A 13,061-nucleotide genomic window follows, 5' to 3' on the forward strand; every position below is an offset into this window, starting at 1 on the left:
TGCAACAGAGGTGGGCACATGAAAATCCGGTCAGCAGCCGCGGCCGCGGCTCTCAATCTCCTGGTACTCGGCAGCGCCGCCTCCTCGGCGCACGCCGCGGGCCCCGAACAGGCCGCCCTCGACGCTTCGGAGGCGCTCACCAAGTCCTCGCTCGACCTGGGGTTCTGGGCGGACCGGCAGACCTCGGCCGTGCTCGGCCCGGGCCCGCTCGTCGACGAGAAGACCTCCCGGAACACCACGTCGGCCCTGGGCCTGGACCGGCGGAAGGTCGGGTAGGGACGGGGCGCGTCAGCGGCCGTGCTCCTCCGGGGGCAGCCGCACGGCGAGCAGAGCGATGTCGTCGCTGCTCGCCGCGCCCAGATCGGCGAGCAGTTCGTCGCAGAACACGTCGAGGGGCTCGCGGGCCAGGGCCGCCGCGTGTTCGCGCAGCCGGTGCAGGCCCCGCTCCAGGCTCTCGCCGCGGCGTTCGATCAGCCCGTCCGTGTACAGCAGCAGGGTGGAGCGCGGCGGCAGCGACGCGGTGAGGCCGGAGCGTCCGTACGCCGGGTCGACGCCCAGGAGCATGCCGTGCCCCCCGTCGAGGTAGCGGCTGTCGCCGTCGTGGCCGACCAGCAGGGGCGGCGGGTGACCGGCGTTGCAGAAGTGCAGCCGCCAGGGGTGGTGGCCGCCGCCTTCCAGGCGGGCGTACACGCAGCTGGCGAGGTGACCCCCGTAGAGCGTGCCGGCGATGGTGTCGAGGCGTCCCAGGATCTCGCTGGGTGGTTCGGGGCGGTCGCAGGCGAGGGCGCGGAGCATGTTGCGCAGCTGGCTCATGGCGATGGCGGCCGGTACGTCGTGGCCGCTCACGTCCCCGATGATCAGTGCGGCGGCGCCGTCCGGCAGGGTGAAGCAGTCGTACCAGTCGCCGCCCACCTCGGCGGCCGAGGGCGCCGCCACGTAACGTGCGGCCGCCGTGAACGGCGTGGGATCGGACAGCGGTGGCAGCAGGGAGCGCTGGAGACGTTCCGCGACGTGCTGGACCGCCGAGTACAGCTGGCTGTTGTCGACGGCCAGCGCGGTGCGGTGGGCCAGGTCCTCCACCAGGGCGACGTCGTCCTCGGTCAGCGGCATCGCCGTGCCGCTCCGGGCCAGCGTCAGCGCGCCGAGGACCTGTCGGCGCGCCCACAGGGGCGCCATGACCACGGTATGGGCGCCGAGCCGGTCGAGCAGTTCGAGCTGGGCGGTGTGGAACGCGCTTCCGTCGCCCTCGCGGGCGGTCGCCTCGTTGAGCAGAACGGGTCCGACGCCGCGCAGTACCCGTGCCAGCGGGTCGGCGGACTCCGCCGACACCGGGGGCAGCGGGCCCTCCAGGTGGCCGGTCGGCAGCCGGCTCATGTCGTGGTGCCCCACGACGACGCGGCGCACGTGCCGCCGGTCGTGCTCGTCGATCAGGTCGAACGCGCACCAGTCCCCGAGCTGCGGGAGCACGACATGGCACACGCGGCGCAGCGCCTCGTCGACGTCGAGCGTGCTCGACAGAGCCGAGCTGGCCTCCGCCAGCAGCGCGAGACGCTCCAGCGCCTGCTGGAGGACCGCGTCGATGTCTCCCACGCTCACGACCAGGCCATTCTCAGCACTTACCGATCTTCTCACGCGGGGCGGCGCGGGACCCGGTGATCGTTCGGACGGGACACGGACGGGCGACTACCCTGGACTGAGGGGCCCTTTGCCGTGGGAGCACCGATGCGCGACGACAGTCCCGGCCGGGACGAGAGGCAGCGTCCCGAGACCGCTCCTCCCCCGCTGTCCCCCGAGGCGCGACGCCGTGCGTACCGGCTGCGGCACGCGTTGGCGACGGTCCACATGCCGCTGTATCTGGCCCTCGCCGTGCTGTTCGGGGTGTGGGCGTGGCGGTCGCAGGCGGGGTTCGCCCCGAGCCCGTGGGCGCTGGGGGCGATCGCGCTGGTGTTCGCCGTCCTGGCCCTGCTGGCGCTCGCCGACACCCACGTGATCAGGGACCACCGCCGCCACAGGGGTACACGCCGCTGAAGGCGTTCCGGGCGGGGCGAGGGCCACGGTTTCTTCAAGACCGCGCCAACAGATCACCATCATGAATCTCAGGCCAGAGCCTCACCGTTACGTTCCCCGTCGTGACCCTGAATCGACACACACCATCCACACCTGCGGGGACGGGGCGTCGCGCTCTCCTGCGGGCCGCCGTCGCCGGAACCGCCGTCCTAGGAACGGGACTTGGGGCCGGCGCCCCGTCCGCCGCGGCCGCTTCCCCCGCCACGGCGCCGCGCACACCGCGCACCCCCGACGAGGCCCTGCGCGCGCTGGCCGCCGGGAACCGGCGCTGGCGGGCGTTCCACCAGCGGCACCCCCACGAGACGCCGTCCGTACGCCAGTCACTGGTGTCGGGGCAGGACCCGTTCGCCGTCGTGCTGGGGTGCATCGACTCGCGCGTGCCGCCCGAGCTCGTCTTCGACCAGGGTCTCGGGGACCTCATGACCGTGCGCTCGGCCGGCGAGGTGCTCGACGAGGCCGTGCTGGGCAGCATCGCGTACGGCGCACTGGAACTGGGCACACCGCTGATCCTGGTCCTCGGGCACCAGTCGTGCGGCGCGGTGTCCGCCGCCGTGCGCGCGGACGAGACGGGAGAGCGACTTCCGGCGCACATACAGTACTTGGCCGACCAGATACGTCCGGCCATAGACCGCGACCAGCACGGTGACGCCAGGGTCGACTCCACCGTCACCCGCAACGTCGGCATGGTCCGCTCACGCCTCGCGGCCGAGCGCGACCTGGCGGAGCTGGTCGCCGCGGGCAGGCTCGCCATCGTCGGGGCGCGCTACGAACTCACCTCCCAGCGCGTCCGAGTCGTCGCCTGACAGCGGCCTCCCGCGCGCTCGCCGGTACGGTGAGGACGTCCCGAGGGAGGTCCGAGCCGTGTCCGACGACAGCGTGTTCAGCATCGGAGAACTCGCCGCACGGGCGGGTGTCACCGTCAAGACCGTCCGCTTCTACTCGGACCGCGGCCTGCTCCCCGAAGCCGCCCGCAGCTCGGGAGGCCACCGGCGTTACGGTCCCGAGGCGCTGGAGCGGCTGCGCCTGATCCGTTCGCTGCGCACGCTCGACCTGCCGGTCGCGGACGTGAGCCGGGTCCTGGACCAGGAGGGCGCGCTGGAGGACGTCGTCGCGGGCCGGCTCAGGGAACTCGGGTCGCAGCTGACCGCCCTGCGGTGGCGCGAGGCGTCGCTCCAGCTGCTCCGGGACTGCCCCGCCGGGGAACGCGCCGACCGGCTGCGCCTCGTCGGGGCGGTGTCCTCGCCGCCCAGCACGGCCGTCCTCGTCCGCTTCTGGCGGCGGTGGCTGCCGCCGCGGCTCCCGGCGCGGCTGGTCTCCGTCATCCTCGAACAGGCCGTTCCGCAGCCGCCGGCCGACCCGGCGCCGGCCGACGTGCTCGCCTTCGCCCGGCTGCACGCCCTCGCCTCCGGCGTCCACCCCGGCGCGGCCCACTGCCAGCCGGCGGCGCACGCCCCCGGCCGAGACTTCCGCCCGGCGGTGCTCTACGACGGTCTCGGGGAGGCGTACGCGCTGGCGTCGCCGCACGTGCGGGCGCGACGGCCGCCGCGGGAGGGCGAGGCGCTCGACTGCTTCGTGGCCTCCTACGCCCGGTCGCGCGGTGCGCGGGACACCCCCGCCTTCCGCCGCGGGCTCGGCCGCCGGCTCGCCGCGGACGCGCGTATCGACCACTACTGGCAGCTCACCGCCGAGCTGTCCGGATCACCGGCCCCGACACCCGGTGAGGCGCACGCCTGGCTTACCGCCGCGCTGGACGCCCAGACGGCCCGTACGGCTTCCTGAGCGGGACGCCTACTCACCGAGTTCCAGCTCTCCCACCGTGTCGTCCCCGCTCGTCTCCCCCGTCGGCCGGAACCCCAGGCCCAGGTAGAAGCCCTGGGGGCCGCCCTCTCCCGGGCGCCAGGTGGTGGTGAGGCGCGTGCCGCCCCGGCGGCGTATCTCGGCGGCCACGGATTCGACCGCGAAGCGGCCGTAGCCTCGGCCCTGTTCACCCTCCGCGATGTTCAGACGCCACAGGCCCGAACGGATGTCCAGGCCCCTGCCGTCGCCGGCGAAGTCGATGTCGAAGAACGCCATGAGGAATCCGACGGGCCGGTCACCGTCGAGGAGAAGGCGCGGCCAGGCCGTGCCGGGATGCACGTACGCCTCGGCCAGGGACTTCACGACCGGCGCGACCAGGTGTTCCTGGTCGGGGCGGACCTTCAGGCCGATCGCGGCGTCGAGGGTGTCGGGGGTGATCCGCGCGAGGCGGAGGGCGGTCGTCATGCGCAGAAACATAGGCCGGCCGGGCAAGTGGATTTCCACTCCGGGCCATACCACAACTCAACGGCACTGAGCCACACATCCGGTCATGAAGGCTTGATCTCGCCGCCCATGCACTGTTTTCGGACAACGATGCGGAAGTCATGAGCTCGCAGACAACCCAGGAGGCCCTCCCTCAACTCTCACCGAACGGAGCCAACCAGTTCCCAGCACGTAAGTGGAAAACGAGGGACGATGACCAGATTCCACCAAGCCCGTCCGTGGCTTGCCCTGATCGCCGCCGGCGCGGCGATCACCGTGACCGCCGGCGTCGTGGCGGCCGCGCCCGAGGACGAGAAGGCGGAGGGCGCACCGAAGCTCAGCCTGATCGCCGCCGCGAAGTCGGTCACGCTCGACTCGTACAAGGAGAGCCCGGGTGTCTACCTGGACCTCGGTACGTACGTCACCGCCGAGAACGGGCCCCTCGAGCTGCGGGTGTCGCGCAAGTCCTACAAGGACCCGGTCCTGGCCACGCAGGTCATCCGCGAGGGGGCGACGACGCGGAGCAAGGCCCTGCCCGCGGGCTTGGTGAAGGACTTCTCGGGGCTGCCGGGCTTCGCGCACGTCACCGTCACCGACGCCAACGGCCGCAAGGTGATGGACAAGACGGAGTCCTTCTGCCCGAACAACGCCTCCGGCCGGATCCGTCACGACGCCCCGGCCAAGTCGAAGTATCCCGAGAGCTGCCCCGTCAACCCGTTCACGCTCGGGTCGGTGTGGGGCGTGGAGGACGGCTGGGCGTCCAACACGTACGCGGGTTACTACTCCGACCCGGTCAAGCTGAAGCCGGGGAAGTACACGGCCAAGGTGTCGGTGGCCAAGCGCTACCGCCTGGCGTTCGGCATGGAGAACAAGCCGCAGACCATCAACGTGACCGTGCGCGAGCGCAGCTACGAGGACGACGGCGGCATGGGCGTCGGCGCGGCTGGCGCCATGAAGCACGGTGCGCACGCGGCCGGGCACGCCGGCCACGGCATGATGCGCGCCCCCGCGCCCGCCGCCGCGACGACCGGTGCGGGCCCTTCGTACAACATGGGCCACGGACCGCACCCGCCGGCGCCGCCCGCCCTCCCGTGGGCGCTGAAGAAGTCCGCCGTCAGGGCGAACGCCGCGGGTGACGGGGCCGGACGGACGGACGGTTCGCGGAAGGCTCCCGCGCTCGCTCCCGCGGCGAAGCGGCCGACCGGCGCGGCGAACGTGCCGGACGTGCCGAAGCCGGACCTCCGCTCGCTCCCGGCGTACGGCATCACCGCCACCAAGGGCACGGGCAGCAACCGGGGCAAGGACTACCTCGCGTTCAGCGCCAATGTGTGGAACGCGGGCCCCGCGCAGCTGGTCGTCGACGGCTTCCGCAGCCCCGGCAAGAAGCTGATGGACGCGTACCAGTACTTCTACGACGCCGACGGCAAGCAGGTCGGGTACACCCCGACGGGCACCATGGAGTGGGACCCGCGCGCGGGTCACGAGCACTGGCACTTCACCGACTTCGCCAGCTACCGGCTGCTCAAGGCCGACCAGAAGGAAGCGGTCCGCAGCGGCAAGGAGGCCTTCTGCCTGGCCAACACCGACGCGGTCGACTACACGGTGGAGAACGCCAACTGGCACCCCGAGAACACCGACCTGTCCACCGCGTGCGGCCAGGAGAGCTCGATCTCCGTCCGGGAGGTGCTCGACGTCGGCTCCGGTGACACGTACACCCAGGACCTTCCCGGTCAGTCGTTCGACATCAGCAACCTGCCGAACGGCACCTACTACATCCAGGTGCTGGCCAACCCGGAGAAGCGTCTCAAGGAGACCAGCCTGACGAACAACAGCGCCCTGCGGAAGGTCGTCCTGGGCGGCCGCCCGGGCGCCCGGACGGTGAGCGTGCCGGCCCATGACCTGGTCGACGCCAACTGACATCCGCTCGTCGTAACGGCACACCGTGCCGGCCCCCTGTGCCCCGGGACGTGTTCCCGGGGCACAGTGGCGCGCGGACCCGTCCGGAGCCGGGGTCGTCGGCAGCGGCGTGATCGTCCTCTACGATCCGGTCCGTACGCCACGGGAAGGACGGCCCTCGTCACGGGGTCCACTCAGGGAATCGGCGCAGCCATCGCCACCGGGCTCGCCCGGGCGGGGGCGCGCGGCCCGGCAGGTGCTGGACGCCGTGCCCGACGCGGACATCCTCGTCAACAACCTGGGCGTCTTCGGCGCCCGGCCGGCGCTCGACATCAGTGACGCGGAATGGCGGCGCTGCTTCGAGGTCAACGTGCTGACGGCGGTCCGCACGACCGGCGCGCTCCTTCCCGGCATGCGGGAGCGCGGCTGGGGACGCGTGCTGAACATCGCCAGCGACTCCGCCGTGGTCACGCCCGCCGAGATGATCCATTACGGCATGTCCAAACGGCCCTTCTCGCGCTCTCCCGCGGATTCGCCAAGGAAGCGGCGGGCAGCGGAGTCACCGTCGACTCCGTGATCGCGGGCCCCACGCCCACCGGAGGCGTGGAGGACTTCGTGTACGAGCCGGTCGACCGGAACCTGCCCTGGGACGAGGCGCAGCGGCGGTTCATGCGCGAGCACCGCCCGCAGTCGCTCCTCCAGCGCCTGGTCGAGCCCGAGGAGATCGCCACATGGTCGTCTACCTCAGCTCGCCGTTCGCCTCGGCCACCACCGGCGGCGCGCTGCGGGTCGACGGCGGGTACATCGACTCGATCCTTCCCTGACGCCACCGCCGGCACCCGAGGGGGCCGGCCGCCGCCTACGGCGTCAGGCGCAGCAGGAACAGGGCGGTGTCGTCCGTGCGGTCGGCGGACGGGCGCGAGGCGCGGCGCGTGAGCTCGTCGGCCAGCTCGTCCAGGTGGCGGGCCCCCTCACTCATGAGCGCCGCGAGGCCGGCGGTCGACTCCTCGATGTCGGTGCCCGGTCTCTCCACCAGACCGTCGGTGAACAGGGCCAGGACGGCGCCGGGCGGCAGGTCGACGTCGATCGCCTCGTAAGCCGCCTTGGGGTCGATGCCGAGGAGGAGCCCGGGCGGCATGGCCACGCTCTGCGTACGCCCGTCCGGATGCCGCAGCAGGGGCGGGAGGTGGCCGGCCGTCGCCAGGCACGCCCGCCGTCGGGCCAGGTCGATCTGGACGTACAGGCAGCTGGTGAAGAGGCCCGGGTTCAGGTCGGTGAGCAGGCGGTTGGTCCGGGCGAGGACGTCGTCGGGGGCCGCCCCGGCGATGGCGTGGGCCCGGACGGCGGTGCGGACCTGTCCCATCAGGGCGGCCGCTGTGACGCTGTGCCCCTGGACGTCTCCGATGACGGCGGCGGCCGTGGTGTCGTCGAGGCGCACCAGGTCGTAGAAGTCGCCGCCGACGTCCATGCCCCGGGTGGCGGGCAGATAGCGGGCCGTCGCCTGGAGCCCGGTCAGCTCCGGCAGGACCTGCGGCAGCAGGCTGGCCTGGAGGCTGCGGGCGAGTCCGCTCTTCGTGTCGTACAGGTGCGCGCGGTCCAGCGCCTGGGCGGCGAGCCCGCTGAACGCCGTCAGGAGGGCCCGTTCGTCGTGCCCGAAGACGTGGGGCCGGTCGTAGGCCAGTACGCAGCAGCCGATGGAGCGGCCGGCGGCGACGAGGGGCAGGAACGCCCAGGCGTGGTTGCCGTCCCCCTCCCCGGCGCGGGGAAAGGCGTCCTGGAGTTCGCGGCGGGAGGCGAAGAAGACCGGTTCCGCCGTGGTCACCGCGCGGCCGCTCGGGTGGTCGGGCGACAACGGCACGCCGTCGAGCCCCTCCATCTCCCGGGCCGCGTAGCCGTGGCGTCCGCGCAGCCGCAGCCTGCCCGCCTGCACGGCGAACAGGGCGACCGCGTGCGCGCCGAAGCTGGGAGCGATCTGGTCGACGACCAGCCTGCTCACGTCGGGAACGCTGAGGGCCTCGGTGAACGCGGCCGCCAGGTGGGCCAGTTGGTAGAGCATGCCGGCCCGTGGCGCCGCGGTCCCCGCCACCGGCGGCACGGCGGAAGCCGGCAGCGGGGCGGACGGGGCCGTGGCCGCGCTGTTCGGTCCGGCGCCCGGTCCGGTTCCGGCGCCCGCGAGGCGGGAGCGGCTGATGCGCACGCTGATGCCCCGCGCGTCGGGGTACAGCTCGAAGGAAAGCCACAGGTCGTCCGGCCGACGGGCCGTGAAGGACGTGGAGTGGCGGCTCATCACGGCCGACCGGTAACGGTCCTCGAACACGGGGTCGTCCAGCCAGGGCAGCGCTTCCCAGGGCCTGGTCCCCAGCATCGCCGGGACCGTACTGCCGACGAGGTCCGCGCCGTTGGGGGTGATGAAGGTGATCCGGCCGTCGAGGTCGAGCGCGCAGCAGCCCTCCGGGAGCCGCTCGGTGAAGTCCACCGCCGCCAGGGACTCGGCCTGCGTGACCATGCGGCGCCGGGGCACCGGCACGATCCTCGGCTCCGGCGTCGCCACGACGGGACGGCCGCTCTCCTCCGCCCGGCGCAGCGCCGCGCCGACGTACCCGGAGGCTCTCTCGATGGCCCGCCGCCGCTCCGGTTCGATCACCAGCGGGTGGGAGCCGGGCCACAGCAGCAGCAGCCCGCCCCAGGTCCGCTGGGCGCTGACCGCCGGGGCCGCCGCGAGGGCGAACGAGTACGGCAGCGCGAGGCCGATCCGCGGATAGCGCCGGGCGAGTTCGCCCTCGGCTCCGACCCACACCACGTGGCCTTCGCGCACCGCCTCCGCCAGGGGGCCCGAGGCGGACATGCCCACCCTGGCCCACGGCATCGCGAGGTTGGACGGCACACCGGCGAGCACCGCGGCGGACAGCACCTGGCCGCCCGCCGTCAGCACGTAGATCCCGCCGCCGTACGCGTCGGACTCGCGCAGCACCCGGGAGAGCAGCCGGTCCAGTACGTCCGGCTGCCCGGTCTCCTCCGCCGGCGGAACCATGGCTAGCGGCTTCGGGCGCAGCGCATCACACAACACATCATCTCTGGACGTTACGCCCAGAACGGGCGGGCCCGCACCCGCAGGCGGCGCGTCAGACGCCGGCCAGCAGCAGACCCCCCATCGTGACCATGGTGGCGGCGACCAGTCCGTCCAGGACCCGCCAGGCCGCCGGGCGGGCCAGCACGCCACTGAGCAGGCGCGCCCCGTAGCCGAGGGTGGTGAACCAGGTCAGGCTGGCGAGTACGGCGCCGAGACCGAAGGCCCACCGCTGGGAGCCGTGGTCGGCGGCGACGGAGCCGATCAGCAGGACGGTGTCGAGGTAGACGTGCGGGTTGAGCCAGGTCATCGCGAGGCAGGTCAGCACGGCCTTGCGGGCGGAGCCGGCGGCGGCGCCCTGCGCGCTGAGGGCCGCGCCGGGCTCGGGCCGCAGCACGCGCCGGGCCGCGAGGACGCCGTAGCAGATGAGGAACGCGCCGCCGGCCAGGCCGACCACCGTCAGCGCGGCGGGCCAGGCCGTGACCACGGCTCCCACTCCGGATACGCCGAGCGCGATGAGCGCCGCGTCGGACACCGCGCAGATGACGACCACCGCAAGGACGGCGTGCCGCCGGACGCCCTGTCGCAGGACGAACGCGTTCTGAGCGCCGATGGCGACGATGAGGGAGAGTCCGGTACCGAAGCCGACGAGTACCGCCGTGATGAGTCCGTGGTTCATACGCCGACCGTATGGATCAAGCGACCTTCAGTACAGCTAAAGGTTCTAACGTACCCTTAGCGTTCGTGATGAACGAGCTTCCCCTCGACCAGGTACGCACCCTGCTCGCGGCCGTGGACGAAGGCACCTTCGACGCCGCGGCGGCCGCCCTGCACGTGACGCCGTCGGCCGTGAGCCAGCGGATCAAGGCGCTGGAGCAGCGCACCGGCCGGGTGCTCCTGACACGTACGAAGCCCGTGCGCCCCACCGAGTCCGGCGAGGTCGTCGTGCGCTTCGCGCGCCAGCTCGCCCGGCTGGAACGGGACGCGCGGGCGGAACTGGGCATCGCCGGCGAGCTCGGCCCGGCACGGCTGCCCATCGCCGTGAACGCCGACTCGCTCGCCACCTGGTTCCTGCCGGCGCTGACCCGGGTGCCCCAGGACCCGCCGGTCTGCTTCGAGCTGCACCGGGAGGACGAGGCCCACACCACGGCGCTGCTGCGCGAGGGGCAGGTGATGGCGGCGGTCACGTCGTCGCCCGACCCGGTGGCGGGCTGCACCGTTCGCCGTCTCGGCCTGGCCCGCTACCTGCCGGTGGCCACCGCGGCGTTCGCCGCGCGCCACCTGACGGGGGCGCTGGAGCGCGATCTGCGGCGGGCTCCGGTGATCGTCTTCGACCGCCGCGACGACATCCAGGACGCCTTCGTACGGTCGCTCACGGACGACGGGGCGGGCGCGGGTCCCGTACGGCACCTGGTGCCCACTTCGGAGGGGTTCTGCGACGCGGTGGCGGCCGGGCTCGGGTGGGGCCTGGTACCAGAACCGCAGGCCGAACCGCTGCTGCGCGCGGGCGTCCTCACCCTGCTCGCGCCCGGCCGCCCCGTGGACGTACCGCTGTTCTGGCAGCAGTGGAAACTGGACTCGCCGGCGCTGTCGGCCGTCGCGGACGCGGTCGCCGCCACGGCCGCCGAGGCGCTGCGGGCCCCGGCCTGACCGCCCGGCACGCCTCGCCCGGGACGGCCCGGGGGCCGGAGGGCCCCACGCGCAGCGCGGTGGTCCCGCTCCGCCGCTGACCGGCCGGGGAGCCTTTGGGGTGATCTCCCGCAACCGGAGAGGGCGGACCGCGTTGATCAGCCCGCGTGGTCCACCTCCGCCCACCGGCCAATGTCAGGAGTCATCGCATGCTGCACGGAAGCGCCCTGCGCGACGAGATCGCCTCCGCCGGGACGACGCCGCTCATCGGCGTGTACGACATGCACTCCGCGTCGCTCGCGGCCCGGCACTACGACGGTCTGTTCGTCTCCGGCTTCGGCTTCGCCGCCTCGTACTACGGCCTGCCCGACATCGGGTTCGTCACCTGGCCGGACATGGCGGCCTTCGCCGAGCGCCTGCGCGGCGCGTTTCCCCGCCACCACCTGCTCGTGGACATCGACGACGGCTACGTCGACACGGAAGTGGCCTGCCACGTCGTGCGGCGCCTGGAGCGCGCGGGCATCTCGGGTGTGGTCCTGGAGGACCAGAAGCGGCCGCGCCGCTGCGGCCACGCCGACGGAAAACAGGTCCTGCCGCTGGAGGAGTACCTCGCGAAGCTCGACCGGGTGCTGGCGAGCCGGACCGATCTGCTGGTCGTGGCACGGACCGACGCCACGGACGACGAGGACATCCTGGTCCGCGCCAAGGCCCTGGCGGCGACCGACGCGGACGTGGTGCTCGTCGACGGGGTGCGCGACGTCGAGGCGATCCGCCGGATCCGGGAGGCCGCCGGAACGAAGCCGCTGCTGTTCAACCAGATCGCCGGCGGCACGTCACCGCGGCTGTCGCTCACCGAACTCGCCGCGCTGGGCGTCGACGCGGCGATGTACAGCACCCCCTGCCTCTTCGCCGCGCACCGGGCGGTGGAGGACGCCATGACCCGGCTCAAGGCGTCGGACGGGCGCCTGCCCGCCGCCGACGACGCCGGGAACGCCGGGGTCGGCGAAGTGACGGCGCTGCTCACGGACAACCTCCGCCGCCACGGCACGCACTGATCCGGCCGGACGCGCGCTACCCGCCGGACCCCTCGGCCGGGCCCGCGTCCAGCCTGCGCCGTACCCGCCCCTCGTGCACCAGCCGCCCCACCAGCGCCCCGCCGTACACCACGAACCCCACTCCCACCAGCCAGGACTGCAGCACCAGCACGGTCCCGAACGGGCCGTACGTCACCGCGTTCGACGCGATCAGCGGCGAGAAGACCAACTGCGAGAAGACCCGCAGCCCGAGCAGCCCGACAGCCGTCAGGGCGGCCCCGGGCGCCAGCGCGCGCCAGCGGATCCGGCCGCACAGCAGCACGCGCTGGGACCACCAGAAGAAGAAGAACAGGCCGATGACGTCGCCACCCGCGACGAGCACCGTCACGATCGCCGGGGACTCCTCGGGGGTGGGCGTCTTGACGAAGAGCAGGAGGGCGGCGATCAGCACCGCCAGCCAGACGACGTGCCGCCACATCGTGTGCCAGCGCGCCGTCGGCAGATCCCAGAGCCGTTCGTACCCGGTCTGCACCGCGGACCCGAAGGTCACGCCGAACCCGGCCAGCGCGGCGAGGCCGAACGCCGTGGTGCCCTGCAACGCCTGGCCCGGCCGGCCGAACAGTTCCTCGACCTCCGCCTGCGACACCTCGGAGACACCGAGCCCGGTGACCAGCCACCGCGCGAAGCCCTGGCCGCTCGCGAGGTCGGCCGCGGCGACGACGATCAGCAGAGGCACGAGGGTGAGGAAACTGAGCGCCGCGAAGCCCATGGCGCGGTGCATCAGCTCCACTTCCCGGCCACGCTGCCAGGTCAGCGCGACGACCGAACTCCGCAGCCGTCGGTGCAGCCGGCCGAACCGGTCTCCGTGCTGGGGGCGACTCTCGTGCGGCGCACCGGATCTCAGGGGCATGTCCCGTCGAGTACCCGTAAGCGCCTGTCACCCCTCCGCCATGGGGCCGAACGGGTGTGGGGGGGGGGGGGGGGGGGGGGTTGGGGGGTGGGGGGGGGGGGGGGGGGAAAAAAGGCTTCTGCCCTCACCCCGAGAACATAGACAACCACAAAGCCAAAGAAAAGAGCGAAAAGGAGAA

General features: G+C 73.0%; 12 protein-coding genes and 1 pseudogene. 8 read left to right on the top strand and 5 right to left on the bottom strand.

Annotated features, from left to right (window positions below; genetic code table 11):
• Window positions 1–18: 18 nt before the first annotated feature.
• Window positions 19–276 (top strand): hypothetical protein, encoded by a 258-nt coding sequence (locus tag AC07FK_RS25970; protein WP_479107343.1) that lies wholly within the window; start codon window positions 19–21, stop codon window positions 274–276.
• Between the two features lie 12 nt (window positions 277–288).
• On the opposite strand, the gene AC07FK_RS25975 is transcribed toward AC07FK_RS25970, so the two are convergent.
• Window positions 289–1,596 (bottom strand): PP2C family protein-serine/threonine phosphatase, encoded by a 1,308-nt coding sequence (locus AC07FK_RS25975; protein WP_479107344.1) that lies wholly within the window; start codon window positions 1,594–1,596, stop codon window positions 289–291.
• A 126-nt stretch (window positions 1,597–1,722) separates the two neighbouring features.
• Between AC07FK_RS25975 and AC07FK_RS25980 the strand changes: the two genes are divergently transcribed.
• The 3 genes from AC07FK_RS25980 to AC07FK_RS25990 all read left to right on the top strand — a co-directional run bounded on the left by AC07FK_RS25980 (window position 1,723) and on the right by AC07FK_RS25990 (window position 3,846).
• Complete coding sequence (locus AC07FK_RS25980) at window positions 1,723–2,028, top strand: DUF6343 family protein (protein WP_479107345.1); 306 nt, start codon at window positions 1,723–1,725, stop codon at window positions 2,026–2,028.
• Window positions 2,029–2,129: 101 nt separating this feature from the next.
• Window positions 2,130–2,870, top strand: coding sequence for a carbonic anhydrase (locus AC07FK_RS25985; RefSeq protein ID WP_479107346.1), 741 nt, complete (start codon window positions 2,130–2,132; stop codon window positions 2,868–2,870).
• Window positions 2,871–2,928: 58 nt separating this feature from the next.
• On the top strand, window positions 2,929–3,846 hold the full coding sequence (locus AC07FK_RS25990) for a helix-turn-helix domain-containing protein (RefSeq protein ID WP_479107347.1): 918 nt from the start codon (window positions 2,929–2,931) through the stop codon (window positions 3,844–3,846).
• Between the two features lie 9 nt (window positions 3,847–3,855).
• Here the strand turns inward: AC07FK_RS25990 and AC07FK_RS25995 are convergent, their stop codons facing one another.
• On the bottom strand, window positions 3,856–4,329 hold the full coding sequence (locus AC07FK_RS25995; RefSeq protein ID WP_479107348.1) for a GNAT family N-acetyltransferase: 474 nt from the start codon (window positions 4,327–4,329) through the stop codon (window positions 3,856–3,858).
• A 231-nt stretch (window positions 4,330–4,560) separates the two neighbouring features.
• On the opposite strand from AC07FK_RS25995, the gene AC07FK_RS26000 reads away from it, so the two are divergent.
• A complete protein-coding gene (locus tag AC07FK_RS26000; RefSeq protein WP_479107349.1) occupies window positions 4,561–6,264 on the top strand; it encodes a lysyl oxidase family protein in 1,704 nt (567 codons plus the stop codon).
• Window positions 6,265–6,444: 180 nt separating this feature from the next.
• Window positions 6,445–7,067, top strand: a pseudogene (locus tag AC07FK_RS26005) (SDR family NAD(P)-dependent oxidoreductase).
• A gap of 35 nt (window positions 7,068–7,102) precedes the next feature.
• On the opposite strand, the gene AC07FK_RS26010 reads toward AC07FK_RS26005, so the two are convergent.
• Together AC07FK_RS26010 and AC07FK_RS26015 are read right to left on the bottom strand one after the other, a co-directional pair.
• The gene (locus tag AC07FK_RS26010; RefSeq protein ID WP_479107350.1) at window positions 7,103–9,274 is read right to left on the bottom strand and encodes a SpoIIE family protein phosphatase; all 2,172 of its coding nucleotides are present in this window, start codon (window positions 9,272–9,274) and stop codon (window positions 7,103–7,105) included.
• Window positions 9,275–9,365: 91 nt separating this feature from the next.
• Window positions 9,366–9,989: a LysE/ArgO family amino acid transporter gene (locus AC07FK_RS26015; RefSeq protein ID WP_479107351.1), complete on the bottom strand. Its 624-nt coding sequence runs from the start codon at window positions 9,987–9,989 to the stop codon at window positions 9,366–9,368.
• A gap of 68 nt (window positions 9,990–10,057) precedes the next feature.
• Here AC07FK_RS26015 and AC07FK_RS26020 point away from each other — a divergent pair, with 68 nt between their 5' ends.
• Window positions 10,058–10,960 carry a LysR family transcriptional regulator ArgP gene (locus AC07FK_RS26020; protein ID WP_479107352.1) on the top strand — a complete coding sequence of 301 codons (903 nt, stop codon included), beginning with the start codon at window positions 10,058–10,060 and terminating at the stop codon, window positions 10,958–10,960.
• A 188-nt stretch (window positions 10,961–11,148) separates the two neighbouring features.
• The gene (locus tag AC07FK_RS26025; protein WP_479107353.1) at window positions 11,149–11,994 is read left to right on the top strand and encodes an isocitrate lyase/PEP mutase family protein; all 846 of its coding nucleotides are present in this window, start codon (window positions 11,149–11,151) and stop codon (window positions 11,992–11,994) included.
• A 16-nt stretch (window positions 11,995–12,010) separates the two neighbouring features.
• On the opposite strand, the gene AC07FK_RS26030 is transcribed toward AC07FK_RS26025, so the two are convergent.
• Complete coding sequence (locus AC07FK_RS26030; RefSeq protein ID WP_479107354.1) at window positions 12,011–12,883, bottom strand: YhjD/YihY/BrkB family envelope integrity protein; 873 nt, start codon at window positions 12,881–12,883, stop codon at window positions 12,011–12,013.
• Window positions 12,884–13,061 lie beyond the last annotated feature (178 nt).

It is taken from the genome of Streptomyces sp. NPDC046122, assembly GCF_056429965.1.